The sequence below is a fragment of the Parahaliea mediterranea genome (assembly GCF_017255185.1).
Classification (GTDB): domain Bacteria; phylum Pseudomonadota; class Gammaproteobacteria; order Pseudomonadales; family Halieaceae; genus JAFKCZ01.
Genome location: NZ_JAFKCZ010000004.1, coordinates 169400 through 191775 on the forward strand (window position 1 = coordinate 169400; position 22376 = coordinate 191775).

Sequence of the window (22376 nt, forward strand, 5' to 3'; positions counted from 1 at the left end):
CCGCGATTCGCGGCGGGCCTGCTAGGCTTAGTCTGGCGGGTCGCCTGCGGCACCCGCGACTGCCTGCGATGGCCGGCGTCGAGCCGGTATCGACAGGGGGAGGGTTCGCTATGGCACAGAAGTACGATGTCGCGGAAACAGTCCTGCTCGGTACAGCCTCATTCACGGCGCTGCTGATCGTCGTCGCCTTTCTCGTTATCTAGCACGGCATCCACCGTGAGTTCCAGGCGCCCCCGCGCCAGGCGCGCTTCCAGGCGCTGACCCGGCGCGACCGCCCGGGCGTCGCGGACCACTTGCTGCCCGTCGGTGGTGAGGATCGCGTAGCCGCGGTCCAGGGTGGCCAGCGGGCTTACCGAATCCAGTAGTTGGCCCAGGTGGGACAGCTGGCTGGCGGCGAGTTGCAGCTTGCGCCGCATGGCCGCCTCCAGGCGCTGCTGGAGTCCCCGCAGTTCGTCGCCCAGGCGCTGGATGCGCGGTAGCGGCGAGCGCGCCTGCAGGCGGCTCTCCAGCAGGGCGAGTTCGCCACGGCGGCGCTGTAGCTGGTGGTGCTGGGCGCGGACCAGGCGCTGCTCCAGCTCGTCCAGCCGCTGGGCCTGCTCGCGCAGCTGTTGGCCGGGGTGGCGCAGGCGCTTTTGCAGGTGTTCCAGGTGGCGCCGGGCCTCGGCCAGGTGGCGTTGCATCTGCCGTTGCAGGTTGCGCTCCAGTTGTTGCAGGCGCAGCAGCCACTCCTCGCGGTCGGGGCTGAGCAGTTCCGCTGCCGCCGAGGGGGTGGCCGCGCGCGCGTCGGCGACCATGTCGGCAATGGTGAAATCCACCTCGTGGCCCACCGCGCTGACCACCGGCAGCGTGCTCGCGGCGATGGCCCGGGCCACCACTTCCTCGTTGAAGGCCCACAAATCTTCCAGCGAACCGCCGCCGCGGCCCACGATCAGCGCGTCCAGCGCCACCTCGCCACTGGCGGCGAGCCGGTTGGCGCGCTCGATGGCGGCGACGATTTCGCCGGCGGCGGCCTCGCCCTGCACCGCCACCGGCAGAATGTAGACTTCCATGGCCGGCCAGCGCCGCCGGAGCACGGTGAGGATGTCGTGGATGGCGGCGCCGGTGGGCGAGGTGACGACCCCCAGCCGCGCGATCTGCGCGGGCAGGGGGCGCTTGCGCGCCGGGTCGAACAGACCCTCGACCAGCAGCTTGGCCTTGAGCTGCTCGAAGGCCGCCTGCAGGGCGCCGGCCCCGGCGTGCTCCATGTGCTCCACGATCAGCTGGAACTCGCCGCGGCCCTCGTACAGCGACACCCGGCAGCGCAGCCGGATGTGGGCGCCGTTTTCGGGGCGGAAGCGCACCCGCTGGTTGCGGTTGCGGAACATCGCGCAGCGCACCTGGGCGCCGTTGTCCTTCAGCGAGAAGTACCAGTGGCCGGAGGAGGGCGCCGCGAAGTTGCTGATCTCGCCCTCCACCCAGACGAAGTCGAAGCTGGATTCCAGCAGCCGGCGCACCCGCCGGTTGAGCTCGCTGACGGTGAGGGTCTCGGGGGGGGGGCTATTGAAAGGGCTGTCGCTGCTGTCTCTGGAATAGGGCACGGGGGCACGGTTTCACTGTGGCTGGTGGCATGGATGCCTGTGTAGGCGCTGGCTTGTGTATTTAGTGGGCTTGACTTTTGTTTACCTGGGGTAGGCTGAGGATTTATAATTTCACGTTTTTCCTCAACCCGCCAGCCGGAGAGTGTGCCCCATGCTGCGAATAGCCCAGGAAGCCCTGACTTTCGACGATGTCCTGTTACTGCCGGGCTACTCCGAGGTGGTGGCGACCGATGTGTCGCTGAAAACCCGCCTTACCCGCGATATCGAGCTTAACATTCCCCTGGTGTCCGCCGCCATGGATACCGTCACCGAGGCGCGCCTGGCCATCGCCATGGCCCAGGAGGGCGGCATTGGCATCATCCACAAGAGCATGTCCATCGCCGAGCAGGCCGAGCAGGTGCGCCGGGTGAAGAAGTTCGAGAGTGGCGTGGTCAAGGACCCCATCACCATTCAGCAGAACGCGACCATCGCCGAACTCCACGAATTGACCAGCGCCAACGGCATCTCCGGCGTGCCGGTGCTGGACGGCCCCGACCTGGTGGGCATCGTGACCCGCCGCGACGTGCGCTTCGAGTCCGACCCCAGCAAGCTGGTGTCGAGCATCATGACCCCCCGCGAGAAGCTGGTCACGGTGAAGGAGGGCGCCAGCGCCGAGGAGGTCCAGCGCCTGCTGCACCAGCACCGCATCGAGAAGATCCTGGTGGTCAACGACGACTTCGACCTGCGGGGCATGATCACCGTCAAGGACTTCGACAAGGCCGAGAGTTTCCCCCACGCCTGCAAGGATTCCTACGGGCAGCTGCGGGTGGGGGCCTCCGTGGGCACCAGCCCCGACACCGACGATCGCGTGGCCGCCCTGGTGCGCTCGGGTGTCGACGTGCTGGTGGTGGATACCGCCCACGGCCACTCCCGCAACGTGATCGAGCGGGTGCGCAAGATCAAGGCGGACTACCCCTCGATCCAGGTGATCGGCGGCAATATCGCCACCGGCGCCGCGGCCCTGGCCCTGGCCGAGGCCGGCGCCGACGGGGTGAAGGTGGGCATCGGTCCCGGCTCCATCTGCACCACCCGCATCGTCACCGGCACCGGGGTGCCGCAGATCTCCGCCATCGCCAATGTGATCGAGGCCCTGGAGGGCCGCGACATTCCGGTGATCGCCGACGGCGGCATCCGCTTCTCCGGCGATATCGCCAAGGCGCTGGTCGCCGGCGCCCACGCGGTGATGATGGGCAGCATGTTCGCCGGTACCGAGGAGGCCCCCGGCGAGGTGGAGCTGTACCAGGGCCGGACCTACAAGGCCTACCGCGGCATGGGTTCCCTGGGCGCCATGTCCAAGACCCAGGGCTCCTCCGACCGCTATTTCCAGGATGCCAGCAAGGGCGCCGAGAAGCTGGTGCCCGAGGGCATCGAGGGCCGCGTGCCCTACAAGGGCCCGGTCTCCGCGATCATCCACCAGCTGATGGGCGGCGTGCGCTCGGCCATGGGTTACACCGGCAGCCGCACCATGGAAGAGATGCGCACCCGTCCCGAGTTCGTGCGGGTGACCATGGCCGGCATGTCCGAGAGCCACGTGCACGATGTCTCCATCACCAAGGAGGCGCCGAACTACCCGGTGCGCTAGGCACAGCGCCCCGGCCAAACTTATAGGGGGGCATGGCCCCCTGTAGGGCCGAATTCATTCGGCCAGAACACGGCGCAATGAATTGCGCCCTACAAAGGGATACACCAACCCTGTAGGGCCGAATTCATTCGGCCAAAACACGGCGCAATGAATTGCGCCCTGCAAAGGGATACACCAACCCTGTAGGGCCGAATTCATTCGGCCAAAACACGGCGCAATGAATTGCGCCCTGCAAAGGGATACACCGACCCTGTAGGGCCGAATTCATTCTGCCAAAACACGGCGCAATGAATTGCGCCCTACAAAGGGATACACCGATCCTGTAGGGCCGAATTCATTCGGCCACCAACCCCGTGGCACACGGCCGTATGAATCCGGCCACATTCAGGACCCCAGATGACCAAGAACATCCACGCCAGCAGAATCCTCATCCTCGACTTCGGTTCCCAGTACACCCAGCTGATCGCCCGCCGGGTGCGGGAAGTGGGGGTGTACAGCGAAATCCGCGCCTGGGACATGAGCGACGAGGAGATCCGTGAATTCGCGCCCAGCGGCGTCATTCTCTCCGGCGGCCCGGAATCGGTGGCGGCGGCGAATTCACCCCGCGCCCCGCAGCTGGTGTTCGAGCTGGACGTGCCGGTGCTGGGCATCTGCTACGGCATGCAGACCATGGCCGAGCAGTTCGGCGGCGGCGTGTCGCCGTCCCCCACCAGCGAGTTCGGCTACGCCCAGATCCGCCAGGTGGGCAACGGCGGCCTGCTACACGATATCCGCGATCACATCGCCGACAACGGCACCGCCCTGCTGGACGTGTGGATGAGCCACGGCGACAAGGTGGTGGAGCTGCCGCCGGGCTTCCAGGTGATCGCCGAGACCGATTCCTGCCCCATCGCCGGCATGGCGCATGAATCAAAGCCCTTCTTCGGCATCCAGTTCCACCCGGAGGTGACCCACACCCTGCAGGGTGTGCGCATCTTCGAGCATTTCGTGCTGGAGCAGTGCGGCTGTGAAGCCCTGTGGAACCCGGCCAACATCGTCGAGGACGCCATCGAGCGGGTGCGCGAGCAGGTGGGCGGCGACAAGGTGCTGCTGGGCCTGTCCGGCGGCGTGGATTCCTCGGTGGTGGCGGCGCTGCTGCACAAAGCCATCGGCGACCAGCTCACCTGCGTGTTCGTCGACAACGGCCTGTTGCGCCTGCACGAGGGCGACCAGGTGATGGAGATGTTCGCCAACAACATGGGGGTGAAGGTCATCCGCGCCGACAGGGAAGAGCTGTTCCTGGGCAAGCTGGCCGGCGTCAACGACCCCGAGCAGAAGCGCAAGATCATCGGCAACACTTTCATCGAGGTATTCGACGAGGAAGCCGCGACCATCCGCGACGTGAAGTGGCTGGCCCAGGGCACCATCTACCCCGACGTGATCGAGTCCGCCGGCGCCAAGACCGGCAAGGCCCATGTGATCAAGTCCCATCACAACGTGGGCGGCCTGCCCGAGGACATGGCCCTGGAGCTGGTGGAGCCCCTGCGCGAGCTGTTCAAGGACGAGGTGCGCCGCATCGGCCTCGAACTGGGCCTGCCCTACGACATGGTCTACCGCCACCCCTTCCCGGGCCCCGGCCTGGGCGTGCGCATCCTCGGCGAGGTCAAGAAACCCTACGCCGACCTGCTGCGCCGCGCCGACGCCATTTTCATCGAGGAACTGCACGCCGCCGACTGGTATCACAAGACCAGCCAGGCCTTCGCCGTGTTCCTGCCGGTCAAGTCCGTCGGCGTGGTGGGCGACGGCCGCCGCTACGAGTACGTCATCGCCCTGCGTGCGGTGGAGACCGTGGACTTCATGACCGCCCGCTGGGCGCACCTGCCCTACGAGCTGCTGGAGACCGTTTCCAACCGCATCATCAATGAGATTTCCGGCGTGTCGCGGGTTACCTACGATGTGAGCAGCAAGCCGCCGGCGACGATTGAGTGGGAGTGACTGGAATTCGTAACTAATTGATTTTCAACAGTAAAAATATCAAAATTGATAATGTAGTCTGTATCATCAATGGTATTTTTCATGGTATTTTCAGCTGCGTTTGTGAAGAAAAGCAGCAATACCATGAGTGTAAGGTTGGCGTAATCATGGTATCAGCGGTCGGCGCTTAGAAATCGCCTTTTGAACGGCCGCGGCGTGATTGTGCTGGTGGGCACCGTTGATCACCATGCCTACTCCCATTGCCGAAAAGCGTGTCCTCGTGTTATTTCAGCGCCTGCCAACCAGGTATGGTTTTGGTGAATTCTTCCTGAAAAGCCGGACGGTTGATGTTGTCCTGTTTGACTTTAAGTGCGAAGTCCCGCCAGCGAGGCGGATCACGCAACACATCAACCAACACATGATAGGCTTTTTTCATTATCTGTGCCTTGCGGATGTATTCCTTGCGTGGGGCATTGGTCTTGAGGTTGCCCAGTCCTGATATATAGTATTTGAGAATCGCTTCGGGAAACCTGCCTTCGAGGCGTCTGGCGGTCTGCAGTTCATAGTCGCTGTCCCAGGCGTAGACGGGATAGCGGCTCCGGGTTAGCACGGCCACCGCTTCCTCGTACTCTTTGCGGTGCATGCGGATACGGAGTTGCTCCGTGTCCCAGGCGTTCTCCAACTGCGCAAGGATTTTCTCTTCGTAACTTTTCCACTCGCCGGTAGTGCACAGTTTCTTAAATGCCTTGTACTTGTCGCAGGTCAGATGATCGACCGCCTGATCGAACTGCAGTTCCAGGTAGCGTTCGCGATTGCCGGCGGATTTGGCGTGCTTGGCAACGAACTGACGCAAGTCATCCATGCGGCCACTTCCCTGGCGCAGCCCTTCTTCCGCGACTTCCATGGCCTTTTGCTTTTCACCGGCCTTCCAGTGGAAGTCCGCCAGGTCGTGATAGTCGGCGCCGGTGGCCAGTTTACGCTGGCGGAGCTCGAGATATTTATCCTGATCGCCGAGTTGGCGATAAATGCGCCGAGCATGGTCGAGTCGCCAGTCCCCGCCCATGGACTCGAAGGCTTCTGCCAGTGCCCGCCAATCGTCGTCGCTGTAACAGGCGTCATAGGCCACATCGTAGAGATCGTCGTCAAGGCCGGCATTACCGCTTTTGATATAGGGCAGGGCATTGTCGAGAAGTTTTTGCCTGTAGCCTGCATCGATTTGTTTCCGGGAAAGCACCTGCGCAATGTCATGCAGCAGACTGGAAACACGGAAGTCTGCGCCATAGTCGCCACCGCCGTAGGCATCCAGTTCTTCCAGATCTGGCGCGAGTTCGCTCCACAGGGCCAGCAGTTTTTCACCCTCGGACTGCTTCTTTTGGCTGGGTGACAGGGTGGTGTGCCGGTTCAGGTAGTCGAGGCATTCATGCCGGACTGCGGGGCGTGTGCTGGCCACGCGGACGACCAGGTCAACCAGCTTTGCTTTCGGTGCGGCTTCAAGCAAGGCAGCCAAAGGGTCATCCTGTTTGCGTTTTTTCGCCATGAAGTTTTACTTTGGGAGTTGAAATTGAACGATCCGGCCCAGCAGTGGTAAGGACTTTACCCGGTACTCGCGACACAGGAGTTCGTCGGAGACTTTTTCTACTTCAGCAAGCCCGAGAAACCCTGTGAAATCTACCAGTGCGCGCCAGGTATAGCAGCGGCGCAGTTCCTCTTCGGGAGAAAATATCGGGCTTGGTGGGATGTCATCCAAAACTATCGGGAATGCCTGCAAAAATGCCTCCTCATAAAATGTATGTGGTCGTGAGGTATTTCCGTAGCGAGTTAGCAGGTACAGAGTGAATACAAACGACTGCTGGATAAAGGGTAACTCCACATGGCCGTCCCGGTAGGCCCAATTGAACTGTTCGACATAGGCTCTGAACAGTCTGGGATACACCGCTGCCAGGCCGCCCTCGGCCAGTAGCTGGCGGCAATCCCGGCTGAGAATAAACTTCCCTTTGTATTTGCGGATCAGGCCCGATAGTTCGGCCATCAGGCGTGTGATATGCAGGTCGTAGAAGTCGTCCTCGCGATTGATATTGCCAAAACGGGTGCGTTCCTGGTAGGCATCCTCCCCCCAGTAGACCTGAGCGGCCTCGCGGCAGAAGTTGCGCGGCAGGTTGCCCTTGGCGGTCGGTTTCAAGCCCTGCTCGCCAATGGCATCCGTCAATAAGCCGAACAGCCGCAGAATCGGCGCGGTCGGTTGTGCATCGGGTAATTCCGGGAAGCGTACCAGCTCTTGAACGGCTGGTTCAGTAATCGATGCATTTGCTCGGGTGACAGGCCGTAGAATTCATCTCGCGGTCGCTGATTTTGCGTTTGGGCATGTCGAGTGACAAATGCCTGGGCTTCTTCCAGCGACTCGAATTGCTGGCCTTTAAGGGCATTGCGCAAAGTCTCAGACGCGCTGGTTGCCCCGTGAGTGGATGCCGCGCCGTTACCCTTACCCAGGCAGCAGTGCTTGAATTTCTTTCCACTGCCGCAGGGGCAGGGGTTATTGCGATCGAAGGCCGGTGTTTTCATCTACAATCTGCTCAGCGTTGATTTCAAGCCACGGAAGAACAGTGACATTGGAGCGTATCTGCCGGGTGTCACCGCCATAAACCAGCCACGCCTTTCCGGCAGTTTCACCTGCCAGCTTTTGCCAGAACTCCAGCCCCTTGAAGTAATCTTTGTTGATGGTTTGCCCGGATTTGATTTCCAGCGGTGACAGATGGGTTCCATGGTCAATCAGCAGGTCCACCTCATGCCCCGAACGATCACGCCAGAAGTAAAGGTTTGAGATTTCACCCGAGTTGTAACGGGCTTTCAGCAATTCGCTGATAACCCAGGTTTCGAATAAGGCGCCTCGATGAACATGGGCGGTCAGTTGTTCGCTGTTTTGAATGCCGAGCAACCAGGTAGCAAGGCCGGTATCCAGGAAATAGAGCTTGGGTGTTTTGACCAGACGCTTACTGAAATTCTGGTGGTGCGGCGGCAGCAGATGCACGATGTAACTGGCTTCCAACACGGATATCCAGGCCTTGGCCGTGTTATGTGTAATACCAGCGTCATTTGCGAGTGAGGAAAGGTTCAGGAGTTGACCGGTCCGGCCCGCGCACAATTTCAGGAAGCGTTGAAATGTGCCCAGATCCTGTACCTTGATCAATTGCCGGACGTCGCGTTCGAGATAAGTGCGCACATAGTTACCCTGCCACGGGTGTGGTTCGAGTCCGCGGTCGAAGATGGGGGGGTACGCTCCATCAAAGAGTATCTTGTCGAGGTTCCTGCCGATTTTTCCTGAACGTTCTAATTCGCCGTAGGTCATGGGTAGCAGTGTTAACAATGCGGCTCTGCCGGCCAGACTCTGCGTGATGCCAGACAACAGGCCAAACTGCTGGGATCCCGTCAGGATAAATTCTCCGGGTTGTTGCCGTTCATCGACGCATGTTTGGAGATAAGAAAACAGGGCAGGGCAGCGTTGCGCCTCGTCCAGGATGGCGCCCCCACTGAATTGGTTCAAAAAACCACGCGGGTCCGTTTCAGCAAATTCCCTTTGGTCGAGATCTTCAAGCGATACATAATGGTGATCGGGAAAGGCATGTTTCACCAAGGTGGACTTGCCCGACTGGCGAGGGCCGGTGACCACAACCACTGGATAGCCGCTGGCGAAGTGTTGAAGCCTCGATTCTGCGTTTCGGGGGATGTAGGTCATGGTGGCTTCTGATTGCTTTACATGCCTGAATTATGCGAGATAGTGGCTAATTGTCAATGTTATTACCAATTAGCCATATGTGGGCGCTTGGCGCGGTGATCCACTATCTGCAGGAGCAGGAGGGGATGCACTTAGAAGTCAAAGCTTGGAAGGTTGCCTAAGGTGCTGTGTATCAGAGTTCGATCGGCAATTTTTTCGAGCATTTTGAAGGATTTTCTGAGCATGGTATTTTTCATGGTATTGCCGTTTAGCAGGAAAATAAGCTATTGAATTTCAAAGATAAAAAAGGCTTATTTACAATCGAGTGGGAATAGCTCCCGGCGTTTGAGGGAGCAGGGCGAACGCCGGTTGTCCCTACCGAAGCAGGGAGGCCCTCCAGGGTTTGGCAGGGGCGAGCGACTGCTCGTCCAGTCCTCTCTCCATACGGCTATCTAAGATTGGATCAAAATGTTCTAAGAGCGCTGTCTTGCTAACTAACCTACTAGTAGGTTAGTATTTTCGCCATGCAAGCACGCCCCAAAAACCGCAAGCAGCAAATCGTCGATCTGGCGTTGGAATTACTGCAAACCCACGGGTTCGAGAATTTCAGCTATCGGGATCTGGCGGGGCAGCTGGGGATCACCAAGGCCAGTATCCATCACCATTTCCCGAAGAAGGCGGATCTGGGCGTGGCGCTGTGCCAGGCGATCCAGGAGTGGCATGAACGTGAGTTTGCCCGTACTCGCAGTTTCTCCGGCAGCGCCCAGGAGAAGCTGGATTTGTATGTGCGGGGGACGCTGAAGTTCGCCTGCGGTGATACCAAGATCTGCCCGCTGAGCAGTTTGCAGGCGGATATTGCATCACTGCCGGAAGCGATGCGCCCGGCGCTGAAGCGCCTGGACGATCACGAGCTGGATTTCATCGCCGAGTTGTTGGATGCGGGCCGGGAGAGCGGGGAGTTCAAGTTCTCCGGTTCGGCGCGCGATCAGGCGATTCTGTTTGTGCTGACTTGCAAGGGCGCCTTGCAGTATTCCCGTGTGCACGGCAGTGAAGTCTTCGATGCCGCCATGGCACAAATGAAGGCCCAGCTTCTGGGGCAATAAATTTCGCGTTCATTTCGATCCGTCGGGTATCCGGCGGATCAAAAACACGCTTTGTTAACCATCCTACTAGTAGGTTAGTGGGCGGTGATTGATCAAGGAGATGTATTGATGAGTAACGTCAGCAGTCTGTTCCAGCCTTTTACGCTGGGTAATCTGGAGCTGTCCAACCGGGTGGTGATGGCGCCCATGACGCGTTCCATGTCGCCGGGGAATGTGCCGGGTGACGAGGTGGTGGAATACTACCGCCGCCGCGCCGCGGGTGGTGTCGGCCTGATTATCACCGAGGGGACCTGCGTGGGCCACAAGGCGGCCTCCGGCTACCCCGATGTGCCATTGATTGCCGGTGAAGACGCGTTGGCGGGCTGGAAAAAGGTGGTCGACGCGGTCCATGCCGAGGGCGGCAAGATTGCTCCGCAGTTGTGGCACGTGGGTGCGATTCGCCGTCCGGGGGTGGAGCCGGGTGGTGATGCACCGGGCTACGGCCCCTCGGGCATGGCGGTGCCGAACAAGGTGACCGGCCACGCGATGACCAAGGCGGATATTGACGAGGTGGTCGCGGCGTTTGCGCAGGCCGCCAGGGATGCCAAAGCCATCGGCTTTGACGCGGTGGAAATTCACGGCGCGCACGGCTATTTGCTGGACCAGTTTTTCTGGGAGGGCACCAACCAGCGTGACGACGAATACGGCGGCGATCTGGCGCAGCGCTCCCGCTTTGCCATCGAAATCATTGCCGCCATACGTGAAGCGGTGGGGCCGGATTTCCCGGTTATTCTGCGCTGGTCCCAGTGGAAGCAGCAGGATTATACCGCTCGCCTGGTAGACACGCCGGAAGCCCTGGAGGGTTTCCTGAAGCCGCTGGTCGATGCCGGCGTGGATATCTTCCACTGTTCCACACGCCGTTTTTGGGAGCCGGAGTTCGAAGGCAGTGATCTGAACCTGGCCGGCTGGACCCGCAAGCTCACGGGCAAGCCCTGTATCACCGTCGGCAGTGTGGGCTTGAATGCGGAGTTCCTGCCGGAACCGGGTTCCGGTTCGGCGGACTTCCAGGCGGCGGAGCCGGCCAGTCTCGACAACCTGCTGCAACGACTGGATCGCAAGGAGTTTGACCTGGTTGCGGTTGGCCGTGCCTTGATCGCCAATCCCGATTGGTCCAACCAGGTTCGCGATGGGCAGCTGTCGGCGCTGAAAGCGTATGACAAGTCCTGTTTGGCGTCATTGGTGTAACCCGGGAGTTGCCGAAAAAGCAGCCGTTGGGTACGCCGCGTGCCCAACGGGCTGCTGAATCAACGAGGTTGCCGGCGTGCCGCGGTACGGCTGTCAGTGCTAGCCAGCGCAAGGTCCTATCCGCCAGGTGCGGGGGTCCTGGCCCACCCGAGAATCTGCGCCTCCAGCCGCTCCAGCACCAGGGCCTTGCCGTCTTTGCCGGCTGCCTGCCACTGCATCACCTGCATGGAAACAGAGTGCCCGGGCGCGAACGCGGAAATGCCGGAAATCATCATGATCGCATCCACCCGGTCGGCGGGTTCGACCTCCGCCCGTCCTTTCACGATCGCAATCAGGGCGGCCGCCAGCTCGATCCCCGGCGCCCACAGGTTGCGGTAGAGCATCTGGTACGCAAGCCCCGGCTCGCGCATCTCGCGGCCGACGAAGCCCGCCGCCTCGGAGACTTCTTCGGAGAGGATCATCACCTCCGCCAGCGCCGATAGCAGTTCCTGCAACTGGCGCGCCGCCCCCTTGCGATCCAGCCCGGCGCCTATCGCTTCCAGCGCGCGCAGCGATACCTGCTCCAGAGGGCCTTTGAAATTGTCGAGTATTTCCTGGGCGCAGGCCTGGTAGAGGCCGTCCTTGCCGCCGAAGTAATAGTTGATTGCCGGTTGGTTAACGCCGGCGGCATCGGCGATCTGGCGGGTGGTCGCCGCGCTGTACCCGGCCCGGCCGAATGCCACGATGGCGGCGCGCAGGATCGCCTTGCGCGTGTCCGCGCTCTTGGAATAGCCGGTGTTCGACTGCCGGTACACCTGCCGGGTATTCGCTTTTGTGGCCATGAAGCCTGCCTTCCTATGTTTCGTCGGTAGTCGCCAGTTTGTACTGTGTGGCGTCGGTGATGAAATCGGCGTGGCCGTAAGTGTCCAGTAGCGAGGCGACCCGCTTTACCAGGTGTCGGTCAACCCGCGTACGCAGACCGGGGATGCGCATGCCGAGTTTATAGAGCTTGGCGCTGCCGGTGACCACGATTAGCGTCAATACGGAAGCGAGTTTGTCTTGCAGGCTGTACTGGATTCCGATCGTCCTGGCGTCGCCTGCCTTGCCTTCGCAGAAGCTGTGGATGAAAAAAAACTTGGAGAACCCGCGCTCCATCCAGCGGTGCAGCCGGCCGCGCAGGGAGGGGTCGGTAAACAGCTCCGCGTCCATCGTGCCCCGCACCAGTTCGCCGCAGACCTGGTCGTCGTATTCTTCCTTCAGGGACAGCCTCCGCGCCGTCATCAGGTCGACAATTTCCTGCGGCGTCTCCCCGAGCAACTCCCGCGGCAGGCCCAGCAAGTAGCAGCGGTAGCGGGAGAGCTCCACCCGCGCCCGCTCGCCGGGCGTGAATTGGGTGCGCCCCTTTGCCAGTATCTCGAAGGACAGCAGGAAGATGCCGATTAGCCCCGCGGGCATCTGGTCCACCTGGGGTATGGGGATGCCGTAGGTGGCGACATCCCACCTGCCCGAACGCATGATATTGAAACGCACCATCGAATGCATCAGGCGGACCTTGGCGGCCGCCTTGAAACCCTTGCCAAAGCGTTGCAGCGCGCCGGGCATTACCGTGGCGGTGAAAAAACTGGCGGTTTCGAACACGCGCCTGGCGGATTTCGCATCCGAGAGGGTGCCCGTCATTGTCATCGGCAATGCGGTGTACTTGTTCATAAAGGTGGCGATGAACGCCCCCCTTATCGCGAAGGGAGAGAGGGTGGCGATGGGGACCCGCTCCTGCCGGGCGCCTTCCTCCACCATGCCCAGATCGATCCACTCCGGTATTGTCTCCATGGCGCGAATGAACGCGACCAGTTCCGGCGGCGCGTCGGGCACGGCCTCCAGGCCATTGTCACAGGCGTCTTCCAGCATGCTCACCAGCGCGCGGAATCCGTACCGGGGAATCAGGGCGGCATAGGCGTCCGCCACCCTGTCGCCGGTCATCGTGTAGTTGCGGATGTTCTCGACCCGCGCGGGGTCGGACAACGCGCTCCCGGCGTAGCGTTTGAACCGCGAGGAGCGCTGGCTACCGATGTCCACGTCGCTGACATAACGTTCCGGCAGTATGGAAAAGTCGACATTGCCATAGATCGAGGGAATGTCGGTTTTCTGCGCCAGAACGGCGTCAGGGTAGAGGGGAGGCTGCAGCTTTGTCATGGGGCGACCGCTCCAATTATTTTTATCAATTGATAAATATGTATCGTATGATAATTTCTTTGATGGTGAAAGAGCTCCCGCTATGGAGCGAAGGCAATCGAATAGACGGCTTTCCCGATACCGCCATTTGAAAGGTTCGCCGGACGATTCCAGGGCGTGGGAGGAGGCCGCGCGTCGCCAGGTGGCCGCCACGCCGTTGCTGCCGGGATGGTCGTTGCGATGGCACGCACCTGCAGTTCCTCGCGCCCGGAGCGTGAAAGCCCTCGGAACTGAAAGTGATTCTTGGATCGGGGTTTGCCGGGCTAGGGGCTACTCGGCCGGTATCGAGGCAAAACGCTTGCGATATTCCGCGGGTGTGACCCCCACAAGGCCGACAAAAGCGCGCCTGAGCGTATCCGCATCAGCAAAACCGCAAAGCGCCGCGACTTGTTTGGGGGCGAGCTGGCCCTGCTCAAGCAGCCGGCGCGCGGCGTCGACTCGCGCCTCCTTGATCCATGTTGCCGGGGTGACGCCGACTTCGCTGCGAAACATCCGTGAAAAGTGACGCGGGCTCAGATGCAGGCGCTGGGCAAGGTTGGAGATGCTATGGTCGAGCTGCGGGTTGGCCGCGATCCAGCGTTGCAGCTCCTGAAGGGCCGCGCGCCCCGCCAAGGCGGTTTCGCGGTTGCGGCTAAACTGCATCTGGCCGCCGGGACGCTTGAAGAACATCACCAGCTGGCTTGCGACGCGCTTTGCGATATCGCGTCCGAGATCTTCCTCCACCAGGGAAAGCGCGAGATCGAGCCCCGCCGTGACGCCCGCCGCGGTACGCAAGGGGCCGTCGCTGATATGTATGGCATCCTGTTCCACGACTAAGTCCGGGTGCCGTTCGGCAAGCTGTTCAGCCACTGCCCAGTGGGTGGTAACCCGGCGCCCGCGGAGCAGGCCCGTGGCCGCAAGGAAAAATGCACCGCTACAGACGGAGCCGTAACGCCTGACCCTGGGGATTTTCCGCTTGAGCCAGTTGGTTGTCGCCGTGCCGGCGCCAGTTGCCGCCGCGTTTGGGCAGCCCGCAACCAGCAGCGTATCAATCGATGTCCGGGTATCCCGGGAAATGACCAGGTCTGGCACGAGGCTCACCCCTGATGAGCTGCGGACCGGCCCCGGATCTTCAGCCGCGACAAGGAGTCGGTATGCCTGGCGCCCGGCTTGAACGTTCGCCTCGGCGAAGACATCCAAGGGGCCGGACACGTCGAGTAGCTGTACGCCGGGCACGGCCACGATAACAATGGTTTTTGTCTTCATGCGATGCGCGACCCAGGTGGTCGGAATATGTCCTTTGTGGACGTATGGTGACTCTTGAGGACATGGTATCCCGCCTCTATCCTGTCTGTACACGTCATCGTGACTGGAGCTCTGCAGGCCGCGGCCGTTGGAGCGGATGGCGGAAGTGGGCGTTCTGGGATACGGCGGGGGGTTACGCCGTCGCTTGCGGAAGCCCCTGGCGATTTTCAATAGCCTGCAAAATGAGTTGATGTTGAGCCTGAGGAGGATCAATGATTACAGCGATTACCAGATTTGCATTGCCACAACCGGTTTCCCCGGAGCAGGCGAAGAGCATTTTTCTGACTACGGCACACAAGTATCAAAATGTGCCGGGACTCTTTCGTAAATGCTATGTCCTCTCCGATGATGGCCGTACCGTAGGTGGCATCTATCTTTGGCGATCCCGTGAAGATGCCGAGGCCGTTTACACGGATAGCTGGAAAGCGTTCGTTCTCGAAAAATACGGCTCGCAGCCGGAGATAACCTATCTCGATACACCTCTTGTGGTAGACAACGTCGCGGGGGAAATCATCAGCGATTGACCGTGTTTTTTGTGCCGAGGACACGCTTCCTGTTTTCCATCGAGGGTGCGCTATCTTTTGGGTAACGGTGATGCCCGGGTTTGGATGTCCGTTGTTCGGGGTGTAGATATAAATCGAAGAGGGGGTGGTCAGTCCGGGCATCTAGCTTGAACCATCATTCTCAATGCTGCATTCGGGGATCAAGCGCGTCGAGAAACCGCAGGCCTCGCGACGCCGGCAAGCAGTTTTTTTCAGTCCCATGCCCTGCGTCTTGCAAAGCCCTAAAATGTCCTTTACAGACGTGTTAAGTTTATTGAGGACATGGTGTGTCGCCTCTATCCTTTTTCTACGTAAACCTGATAGGAGATGCACATGCCACGGTTCAGCAAAGACGCTTTTATTCCCGATTCCAGGCTCGCCCAGGCGGTGACCGAATACATCCGTGATACGGAGACGGAATTGCTGTTCAACCATTCGAGCCGGGTCTACTGCTTTGGTGCGCTCGCTGGCTTACAGCGGGGGCTGGAGTTTGATCGCGAGTTGCTTTACGCGGGCGCGATGTTTCACGACATTGGCCTGATGCCGAGCCACAGTAGCGAAGACGAGCGGTTCGAGGTCGATGGCGCCAATGCCGCGCGCGACTTTTTGCGTAGCCACGGTATTGCCGAAGAAGACGTTTACACCGTCTGGACGGCCATCGCCCTGCATACCACGCCGGGCGTACCGGTTCATATGCATCCCGTCGTGGCGCTTGTCACCGCGGGTGTGGAGATGGACGTTCTTGGTCTTACCTACCAGCAGTATAGCGATGAGGCCAGGGAGTTTATCGTCAAAGCCTTCCCGCGCAGCCCCAACTTTAAAGAGGACATCATTCAGTTGTTTTATGACGGTATCAAGCATAAACCGGGCACCACCTTCGGCAATGTGAAAGCCGATGTGATCGCCGATAAGGAGCCGCATTTCCATGGCGGTAATTTCTGCAGCGTCATCCGCCGTTCGGCCTGGTCGGGATGACCGTTCTCGAGTTGGCTTCCCTCGCCAGGGTGAATCCGCGGATTCGCCCGGCGGGCATCATCTGCGTCGAGGCGACAGGAAATGCGCGTCTACGAACCGATGTGGATTAACGCCACCAAGGGCGGGTGCCAAAAAAATAGGCACGGGTAGCCGCGCTCCGCCATAGCACGACATTCGCGGAGTGCGGAGCGCCCGTCGGGGTAGCATATTGGATACGCTGGGCGACGACGCGCGCGTCCGCCACCGGAAGTGCGACCTCTCCCGTGGCCAGTGGGCCTTTTAGCGGCCGTTGTAGACGGGCTTTCGGCGCTCGATCCAGGCCTCAAGGCCCGCGATGGCGTCCTCGGTTTGAGCCATGCGAGCGAACTGCTCTTTCTCAATCTCAAGCCCTTCACCAATAGTCGTGTTCAGGCCTCGAGTAACGGCTGAAATAATACGTGCGGTAGCCAAGGGGGAGTGCCGCAAGATGCGGTTAGCCAGCTGAATAGCGGCGGGTATCAGCTCTTCATGTGGAACGATTTGATTGATCAAGCCCATGGCATGGGCGCGCTCGGGTGAAAAACGATCCCCTGTCAGCAGTAGTTCCAGGGCGCGCTTTCGCCCGGCCAGTCGGGGCAGGCGTTGGGTTCCACCAAACGTGGGAGGAATTCCAATGTTGATTTCAGGCTTTGCAAAGATTGCCCTTTCACTGGCGACGGCCAAATGCGCGGCCTCGGTAATTTCGCAGCCGCCACCAAACGCCATGCCGTTTACCGCGACAATAACCGGTTTTGGAAAAAACTCGATCCGGGATGTCATTTGTTGCCCTCGACGCACAAATTCCCTGACCGCGATATCCTGACCCTGCTTGATGCTCTCAGTAAATTCGTGGATATCGCCCCCCGCGGAGAAAGCCTTTTCTCCCGCACCCGTCAATATTACAGCGCGAATGGCCGGGTCATTTTCAATCTCGTCCAGCAGCTCAAGCAGGCGGTCATTGGTGGCGTAATTCAGGGCGTTTAGCTTTTCCGGTCGATTCAAGGTCAGCAGGGCTATGCCGCCTTTTCGTTCGGTTAGAACCAGCTGTTTCATCACGTAATCCTCGTTGGATATTGTTTGTTGAGGAAAATCGTATGTGTGCATTAGAATTTTGTACACTCACTATACGGTATACATCAATGGTGGCCAGGAAGACCGATACCAAGCGGCGCATTGTTGAGGCAGCCAACAAGCTGTTTTACATGGCGGGAATCAGAGCCACGAGCGTCGATGCGATTGCTGAAAAAGCCGGTATAACCAAGCGTACGCTTTACTACCACTTTCAGAGCAAGGACGACCTGATTGCCGCGTACCTCAATACCAGGGATCAGGTAAACCTCCATACCTATCAGAAGTGGTTTGACGGGCAGGAAGGCGAGGTTACCGACAAAATTCGCGCCGTGTTTGATGGTATTTCGAAAGCCACAAGCCACCCGAAGTGGCGGGGGTGCGGGTTTCAGCGCACCGAGGGAGAGCTTGCCAACAAGCCAGGCCACCCGGCCATCAAAGTTGCCTCTTCACACAAGAAGAATGTTGAGCAGTGGTTGGCTGGGGAATTTCACCGCTACAATCTCGCGAATGCCGAAGTGACAGCCCGTCATGTTTTACTCCTGCTGGAGGGAGCGCTGTCTACGATGCTGGTCCATCATGATCCGGCCTATGTGCGAGAGGCTGGAAACGCGGCCGCTCTGCTGGTTGGCTGTGATCTGCGTGCCGGAGAAGGTGCGTAACCCTGGCGGTGGTTGGTTCCGTGGCGCTTGTAGTGCGCGTGAGATGGACTGTGGGCGCGCATTCAGTCGAGAGCCCGCGGCGTTTTAAAGGGGCCTGGACACCGCCGGCCGAGATACTGCCCGGCCGATGCCGGCAAGTATCGGGGCAAGCGGGAGCATGCTGTGTGCCGCGGCAAACCGTGTCCAGGCAGAGTACTGTTAGAAAGGAATATCGTCGTCTGAGTAGGGTGGTGGCTCCTCGCCGCCGAAGCCCGCGGGCGCGGACGGTGCGGCCGCGGCACCGCCAAGCACTTCCACCCGCCAACCCTGGAGGTTGTTGAAGTAGCGGCCGTTGTACTCGCGACCGCGAATATCGAAATTGACCTTGACCTCTTGTCCGGGCTGCAGGCTGTCGAGCAGTGACACTTTGTCCTGCACAAACTCCAGGTTGATCTCCTGGGGATACTTGCCATCCTCCACGATAACCACCATCTCTCGCTTGGTGAAACCGCTATTGAATGTTTGCGGTTCCTGGATCAGCTTAATCTTGCCGCTCAGTTCGTAACTCACATATCACCATAGGATCGGGCCTCGTTTGGCCGTATCCCCTTTGTCGTCGTTGGAATTCGCGGGCAGTTTACCAAATTTTGATTTCAGACGCGGCTTTTGTGGCGTTATTCATCTGGCGGAATTGGCCGTTCCCGGGCAGGCATGATCCCGTACGCCGCAAACCCAGTATGGAGGGGGACGATGAATTGGGGTATCGTTGCCGCCTTTTGGCCCACTGAGCGCGCCTTCAGTGGTGTTGGAGTCACATATGATAAAGCGGATGTTGCGAACCCGGTCCATGCGGTCCTGGGTCGCCTTTTCCCTGTTGTTGGCATTGGCGCCGCTGGCTGTGTTCGCCGCATTGACCTTTCAGCTGCTTGACCGGGGCGTAATCGCGTCGTATGCGGATGTTTCGTATCGAATGCGCCACCAGATTGCGCCGGTTCAGCTATTGCGGCTACACATCCAGGGCTCTGTCGTGCCGGTCGACGAGTACCTGGAGGACAGGAATCCACAGCATGCCAATGCCTACCGTATGCTGCGAGCCGAAATAGAAGGCGAGTTTGCCAATTTGCTTGAGGCGTTGGGGGATGATAGCCAAATCGCTGGATTGGCAAGGCGTTCACTCGACGACTGGACCGAGGCGGATCAAGCGGCGAACACGCTGTTGCATACTGCCCATCCCCACGGGGACCCACGGTTGGTCGAGCTGTTGCTCCAGTATCATGGCCGGGTCGAATCGGCGATTGACAAACTCGCAGCGGTATACCGGAAATTGGACAGCATTGTTGAAAGTGACTACGGGGTCGCCAGCCTGTTCTATGAACGTTCCTTGTGGGTGCTGGCTATCGCCGCGTTCGTTTCCCTGTTGACGATAATATTCAGTGTGCGCTTGATCAGCGAGATGCTGTCCGGCAGCGTCGATCGCCTGGTTGAAGGTGCCCTTAAGTTTGCCGATGGCGAGCGGGACCACCGCATCGAAGTGGACGTCCCGCCCGAACTGGGGCGTGTCGCAAATGAATTCAACATAATGATCGATCGGGTTCGCGCATCCGAGTCAAAGCTCGCTGAGCTGGCCCGCAGAGATCCCCTAACGGGGCTGCCCAATCGGCGGGAGTTTGACGAGGCCTTGACGGAAATGCGCTCCCGCCTCGACCGTTTTGGTGAGCGGTGGTCTATTCTGGCAATCGATATTGATCATTTTAAAGCGGTTAATGACACCTACGGTCACGCTGCGGGAGACCAGGTATTAAAGGCGGCGGCGACGACTATGCAGCGGGTTTTGAGGCCTTACGACCGGCTGTTTCGTACCGGGGGCGAGGAATTCACCGCCCTTTTGCCCGATACCGGCCGGGCCGGAGCTGGCGAGGTGGCGGAACGTCTGCGGAGCGCAATCGAGCGCGCTGAAATTCACTACCGGGAGACTGCGATACCGGTGACCATCAGTCTGGGGGTCGCGGTCGGCAATCGGGAACACGATGATGGCTCGCTTGTCGAGGCTGCCGATACCGCGCTTTACGAGGCCAAAGCTGGCGGCCGCAATCGATACGTGGTCAGTGGGGATTGAAGCACGCGCGACTCATCCATGTCGCCTCGATGCCCGGCGGGCTTGATCCGGGCAGTAACCCGACCCTGCGCGGCGCCATCGAACGGGCCGGGATAGGGTAGGGCCTTCCCGGGCATCACCCTGGCAATGAAGGATCTGTCGGGCTCGCCACCCCCTGGGGCGGGTGATGGCGAGCACTGCTATATCCACCTCAAGCGGCGTTGCCCTTTTGCAGGGCGTGGACATCGGCAGCGGCTAGCCGGTTGCCGCCGATTGCCCAATCACCGCCTTCAAATTCCTGGATGCGAACCCAGGTGACGGGCCGCATATTCTCACCTTCCACGGCAATCATGGCTTCGGTGACCTTCTCGATCAGGGCCTCTTTCTGGTCGGGGGTGAAAACATGCTTGATAACATCAATGGTGACGAGTGGCATCGTTGTCTTCCTCTAGGTTTCGGGTAAGTCGCTTGTGACGCGTCCCTCAGGACGCCGACAGGTGCATTGTTGCTAAAAACCGGAGGTGGAACTTGGAGAAGTCATGGAGATTTCGTGGAATTTTCGCTCACGGCACCCGTCCCGCTGGGCTATTCTGTGTGAGTGATCTACGCATTCGACGACTTTCAACTCGATCTCGGGCGCGCCGAGCTGCGTCGTGCGGGGGAGTTGTGCGCCGTTGAACCGCAGGTCTTCGCACTGATTGCGCTGCTGGTCGAGCAGCGCGACCGGCTGGTCACCCGGGAGGAAATCTTCGAACGGATCTGGGATGGCCGCATTGTCAGCGATTCGGCCCTTGCCAGCAGGATAAAATCCGCGCGCAAAGCGCTGGGGGACGATGGCAGGGCCCAGTGTTATATCCGCACCGTGCATGGCAAGGGCCTGCGCTTTGTCGCCAGCGCGCGCATCCTGCGGGCGCCGTTCGTCGAACCGGCTGCCGCGGTCAACGACAATGGGGCAGCGGCCACCGCGCCACAGGCGGATGCCAGGCCGTCCATTGCGGTGTTGCCCTTTCACTCGCTTGGGGACGCCGTGGAGTGGCGCGCGATAGCGGATGGTCTTCCGCACGAATTGATAGCGGAGCTTTCACGGCTGCGCTGGCTGTTCGTGGTGGCGAGGGCCTCATCGTTCCGCTTGCGCGGCGACACCGTCGATTTGGCCGAGGTGCGCCGGCTGCTGGGGGTTCAGTACTGTCTCTCGGGGACCGTGGAGGTGTCCGGGAAAAGACTTGCGGTGACCTGCGAGCTCGCGCATACCGGTGCTGGAGAGGTGATCTGGGCGGACAGGTACAGTGGAGGGGTACGGGACGTGCACGCCATGCGCGAGCAGATCTGCGCGACCGTCTTGGGCCAGCTGGAAGTCCAGATCCCGCAGCATGAAGCTGCCCACGCCCGCCTCAAAGCGCCGGGTAACCTCGATGCCTGGTCCGCCTACCATCTCGGCTTGCAGCACATCTACCGCTTTAACCGCAAGGACAATGCCGCCGCCGCGGAGTTGTTTGGCCAGGCGGTCGCGCGGGACCCGGGGTTCGCCCGTGCCCATGCCGGGCTTTCCTTCGTGCATTTCCAGAACGCGTTCATGGGCCAGACAGGCGATATCGACGCCGAGGTGGTACGGGCGCGAGCCTGCGCGCAGCAGGGCGTAGACCTCGATCCGCTCGATCCCTTTGTCAATTTCACCATGGGGCGCACCTACTGGCTCGAGTCCGACCTGGAACGCGCCGCCGCGTGGCTCGAGCGCGCCACCTCGCTGTGCCCGAACTACGCCCAGGGCATTTATGCCAGAGCCTGGACCGAGTCCATGGCCGGGGCCGCCGCGGATGCCATGGGCCACCTGGACCTGTCGATGCGCCTGAGCCCCTTGGACCCGCTTTACTACGCCATGCTGGCGGCGCGCGGGCTTACCCACATTACGCTGGGACAGGACGAGCAGGCATCCGACTGGGCGGACCGGGGCGCTCGCGCACCGGGAGCCCATGTGTTGATTGCGCTGATTGCCGCGGTGGCCTGTCAATTGGCGGGAAAGAAGGCGCGGGCCCGAGAGTGGGCAGCGGATGTCAGGCGGCGAGTGCCCGCGTTGACGCAGGCAGACTTCTTCCGTTCGTTTCCGATCCGCGACCCCGTGCAGCGCAAGCGCATGGACAGCGCCCTGGCGGAGCTGGGATTCAAATAAGCCGCCCAACCGGCAGTTGTTGCCAAGATATTCCAGGCCTTTCTATGGCGCGAGGATACCAAGGCCGCGATCCCGGACATCGTCTCAGGTTTGAACATGAGTCATGCTGCAGAGGCCAGCTCCTGTCGGCCCTATCCGCTGCCATGGCCGGGGCTGATGGAAAGAGCCCCGGCCGTCTGCAGCGCTGTTGG

20 protein-coding genes are annotated in these 22376 nt (G+C 60.5%); 9 read left to right on the top strand and 11 right to left on the bottom strand.

Translation table 11 applies throughout. The features are described from left to right. Nucleotides 1-158: 158 nt before the first annotated feature. Nucleotides 159-1577 (bottom strand): exodeoxyribonuclease VII large subunit, encoded by a 1419-nt coding sequence (xseA, locus tag JYP50_RS05625; RefSeq protein WP_206559504.1) that lies wholly within the window; start codon nucleotides 1575-1577, stop codon nucleotides 159-161. Between the two features lie 151 nt (nucleotides 1578-1728). Between xseA and guaB the strand changes: the two genes are divergently transcribed. Both guaB and guaA read left to right on the top strand, forming a co-directional pair. Then, the gene (gene guaB, locus JYP50_RS05630; protein ID WP_206559505.1) at nucleotides 1729-3198 is read left to right on the top strand and encodes an IMP dehydrogenase; all 1470 of its coding nucleotides are present in this window, start codon (nucleotides 1729-1731) and stop codon (nucleotides 3196-3198) included. A gap of 396 nt (nucleotides 3199-3594) precedes the next feature. Continuing rightward, complete coding sequence (gene guaA, locus JYP50_RS05635) at nucleotides 3595-5172, top strand: glutamine-hydrolyzing GMP synthase (RefSeq protein WP_206559506.1); 1578 nt, start codon at nucleotides 3595-3597, stop codon at nucleotides 5170-5172. 262 nt (nucleotides 5173-5434) lie between these two features. Here the strand turns inward: guaA and JYP50_RS05640 are convergent, their stop codons facing one another. From JYP50_RS05640 to JYP50_RS05655, 4 genes are read right to left on the bottom strand one after another with little or no spacing between them, the layout of a single operon-like run. Further along, nucleotides 5435-6688 carry a hypothetical protein gene (locus JYP50_RS05640; RefSeq protein WP_206559507.1) on the bottom strand — a complete coding sequence of 418 codons (1254 nt, stop codon included), beginning with the start codon at nucleotides 6686-6688 and terminating at the stop codon, nucleotides 5435-5437. 6 nt (nucleotides 6689-6694) lie between these two features. Further along, nucleotides 6695-7330: a hypothetical protein gene (locus JYP50_RS05645; RefSeq protein ID WP_206559508.1), complete on the bottom strand. Its 636-nt coding sequence runs from the start codon at nucleotides 7328-7330 to the stop codon at nucleotides 6695-6697. A gap of 23 nt (nucleotides 7331-7353) precedes the next feature. Next, nucleotides 7354-7710, bottom strand: coding sequence for an SEC-C metal-binding domain-containing protein (locus JYP50_RS05650; protein ID WP_206559509.1), 357 nt, complete (start codon nucleotides 7708-7710; stop codon nucleotides 7354-7356). Beyond that, nucleotides 7682-8881, bottom strand: a complete 1200-nt coding sequence (locus tag JYP50_RS05655) for an ATP-binding protein (protein ID WP_206559510.1) — start codon at nucleotides 8879-8881, stop codon at nucleotides 7682-7684. The genes JYP50_RS05650 and JYP50_RS05655 overlap by 29 nt, the downstream gene beginning before the upstream one ends. Before the next feature lie 503 nt (nucleotides 8882-9384). On the opposite strand from JYP50_RS05655, the gene JYP50_RS05660 reads away from it, so the two are divergent. Together JYP50_RS05660 and JYP50_RS05665 are read left to right on the top strand one after the other, a co-directional pair. After that, nucleotides 9385-9963, top strand: a complete 579-nt coding sequence (locus JYP50_RS05660) for a TetR/AcrR family transcriptional regulator (RefSeq protein ID WP_206559511.1) — start codon at nucleotides 9385-9387, stop codon at nucleotides 9961-9963. 108 nt (nucleotides 9964-10071) lie between these two features. After that, nucleotides 10072-11187, top strand: coding sequence for an NADH:flavin oxidoreductase (locus JYP50_RS05665; RefSeq protein WP_206559512.1), 1116 nt, complete (start codon nucleotides 10072-10074; stop codon nucleotides 11185-11187). 116 nt (nucleotides 11188-11303) lie between these two features. Here the strand turns inward: JYP50_RS05665 and JYP50_RS05670 are convergent, their stop codons facing one another. The 3 genes from JYP50_RS05670 to JYP50_RS05680 all read right to left on the bottom strand — a co-directional run bounded on the left by JYP50_RS05670 (nucleotide 11304) and on the right by JYP50_RS05680 (nucleotide 14640). Then, nucleotides 11304-12008 carry a CerR family C-terminal domain-containing protein gene (locus tag JYP50_RS05670; RefSeq protein ID WP_206559513.1) on the bottom strand — a complete coding sequence of 235 codons (705 nt, stop codon included), beginning with the start codon at nucleotides 12006-12008 and terminating at the stop codon, nucleotides 11304-11306. Nucleotides 12009-12021: 13 nt separating this feature from the next. Then, on the bottom strand, nucleotides 12022-13356 hold the full coding sequence (locus JYP50_RS05675; protein ID WP_206559514.1) for an oxygenase MpaB family protein: 1335 nt from the start codon (nucleotides 13354-13356) through the stop codon (nucleotides 12022-12024). Between the two features lie 309 nt (nucleotides 13357-13665). Continuing rightward, a complete protein-coding gene (locus JYP50_RS05680; RefSeq protein ID WP_206559515.1) occupies nucleotides 13666-14640 on the bottom strand; it encodes a GlxA family transcriptional regulator in 975 nt (324 codons plus the stop codon). 251 nt (nucleotides 14641-14891) lie between these two features. Here JYP50_RS05680 and JYP50_RS05685 point away from each other — a divergent pair, with 251 nt between their 5' ends. Together JYP50_RS05685 and JYP50_RS05690 are read left to right on the top strand one after the other, a co-directional pair. Beyond that, entirely contained in the window at nucleotides 14892-15203 is a 312-nt protein-coding gene (locus JYP50_RS05685) for a YdhR family protein (protein ID WP_206559516.1), read from the top strand. A 351-nt stretch (nucleotides 15204-15554) separates the two neighbouring features. After that, a complete protein-coding gene (locus JYP50_RS05690; protein WP_206559517.1) occupies nucleotides 15555-16196 on the top strand; it encodes an HD domain-containing protein in 642 nt (213 codons plus the stop codon). Between the two features lie 279 nt (nucleotides 16197-16475). Here JYP50_RS05690 and JYP50_RS05695 read toward each other — a convergent pair whose 3' ends face one another. Continuing rightward, nucleotides 16476-17267, bottom strand: a complete 792-nt coding sequence (locus JYP50_RS05695) for a crotonase/enoyl-CoA hydratase family protein (RefSeq protein ID WP_206559518.1) — start codon at nucleotides 17265-17267, stop codon at nucleotides 16476-16478. An 86-nt stretch (nucleotides 17268-17353) separates the two neighbouring features. On the opposite strand from JYP50_RS05695, the gene JYP50_RS05700 reads away from it, so the two are divergent. Continuing rightward, nucleotides 17354-17944, top strand: coding sequence for a TetR/AcrR family transcriptional regulator (locus JYP50_RS05700; RefSeq protein WP_206559519.1), 591 nt, complete (start codon nucleotides 17354-17356; stop codon nucleotides 17942-17944). Nucleotides 17945-18142: 198 nt separating this feature from the next. On the opposite strand, the gene JYP50_RS05705 is transcribed toward JYP50_RS05700, so the two are convergent. After that, a complete protein-coding gene (locus JYP50_RS05705; RefSeq protein WP_206559520.1) occupies nucleotides 18143-18493 on the bottom strand; it encodes a DUF3127 domain-containing protein in 351 nt (116 codons plus the stop codon). 247 nt (nucleotides 18494-18740) lie between these two features. On the opposite strand from JYP50_RS05705, the gene JYP50_RS05710 reads away from it, so the two are divergent. Next, the gene (locus JYP50_RS05710) at nucleotides 18741-20039 is read left to right on the top strand and encodes a GGDEF domain-containing protein (protein ID WP_206559521.1); all 1299 of its coding nucleotides are present in this window, start codon (nucleotides 18741-18743) and stop codon (nucleotides 20037-20039) included. Nucleotides 20040-20229: 190 nt separating this feature from the next. Here the strand turns inward: JYP50_RS05710 and JYP50_RS05715 are convergent, their stop codons facing one another. Continuing rightward, the gene (locus JYP50_RS05715; RefSeq protein ID WP_206559522.1) at nucleotides 20230-20454 is read right to left on the bottom strand and encodes a tautomerase family protein; all 225 of its coding nucleotides are present in this window, start codon (nucleotides 20452-20454) and stop codon (nucleotides 20230-20232) included. Between the two features lie 162 nt (nucleotides 20455-20616). Here JYP50_RS05715 and JYP50_RS05720 point away from each other — a divergent pair, with 162 nt between their 5' ends. Beyond that, the gene (locus JYP50_RS05720) at nucleotides 20617-22185 is read left to right on the top strand and encodes a winged helix-turn-helix domain-containing protein (RefSeq protein WP_206559523.1); all 1569 of its coding nucleotides are present in this window, start codon (nucleotides 20617-20619) and stop codon (nucleotides 22183-22185) included. Nucleotides 22186-22376 lie beyond the last annotated feature (191 nt).

What these genes read in the sequence shown, in the direction of transcription:
- guaB (WP_206559505.1), top strand. Translation starts at nt 1,729, where the DNA reads ATGCTGCGAATAGCCCAGGAAGCCCTGACTTTCGACGATGTCCTGTTA.
- guaA (WP_206559506.1), top strand. Translation starts at nt 3,595, where the DNA reads ATGACCAAGAACATCCACGCCAGCAGAATCCTCATCCTCGACTTCGGT.
- JYP50_RS05640 (WP_206559507.1), bottom strand. Translation starts at nt 6,688, where the DNA reads ATGGCGAAAAAACGCAAACAGGATGACCCTTTGGCTGCCTTGCTTGAA.
- JYP50_RS05650 (WP_206559509.1), bottom strand. Translation starts at nt 7,710, where the DNA reads ATGAAAACACCGGCCTTCGATCGCAATAACCCCTGCCCCTGCGGCAGT.
- JYP50_RS05655 (WP_206559510.1), bottom strand. Translation starts at nt 8,881, where the DNA reads ATGACCTACATCCCCCGAAACGCAGAATCGAGGCTTCAACACTTCGCC.
- JYP50_RS05660 (WP_206559511.1), top strand. Translation starts at nt 9,385, where the DNA reads ATGCAAGCACGCCCCAAAAACCGCAAGCAGCAAATCGTCGATCTGGCG.
- JYP50_RS05665 (WP_206559512.1), top strand. Translation starts at nt 10,072, where the DNA reads ATGAGTAACGTCAGCAGTCTGTTCCAGCCTTTTACGCTGGGTAATCTG.
- JYP50_RS05670 (WP_206559513.1), bottom strand. Translation starts at nt 12,008, where the DNA reads ATGGCCACAAAAGCGAATACCCGGCAGGTGTACCGGCAGTCGAACACC.
- JYP50_RS05675 (WP_206559514.1), bottom strand. Translation starts at nt 13,356, where the DNA reads ATGACAAAGCTGCAGCCTCCCCTCTACCCTGACGCCGTTCTGGCGCAG.
- JYP50_RS05680 (WP_206559515.1), bottom strand. Translation starts at nt 14,640, where the DNA reads ATGAAGACAAAAACCATTGTTATCGTGGCCGTGCCCGGCGTACAGCTA.
- JYP50_RS05685 (WP_206559516.1), top strand. Translation starts at nt 14,892, where the DNA reads ATGATTACAGCGATTACCAGATTTGCATTGCCACAACCGGTTTCCCCG.
- JYP50_RS05690 (WP_206559517.1), top strand. Translation starts at nt 15,555, where the DNA reads ATGCCACGGTTCAGCAAAGACGCTTTTATTCCCGATTCCAGGCTCGCC.
- JYP50_RS05695 (WP_206559518.1), bottom strand. Translation starts at nt 17,267, where the DNA reads ATGAAACAGCTGGTTCTAACCGAACGAAAAGGCGGCATAGCCCTGCTG.
- JYP50_RS05700 (WP_206559519.1), top strand. Translation starts at nt 17,354, where the DNA reads ATGGTGGCCAGGAAGACCGATACCAAGCGGCGCATTGTTGAGGCAGCC.
- JYP50_RS05710 (WP_206559521.1), top strand. Translation starts at nt 18,741, where the DNA reads ATGATAAAGCGGATGTTGCGAACCCGGTCCATGCGGTCCTGGGTCGCC.
- JYP50_RS05715 (WP_206559522.1), bottom strand. Translation starts at nt 20,454, where the DNA reads ATGCCACTCGTCACCATTGATGTTATCAAGCATGTTTTCACCCCCGAC.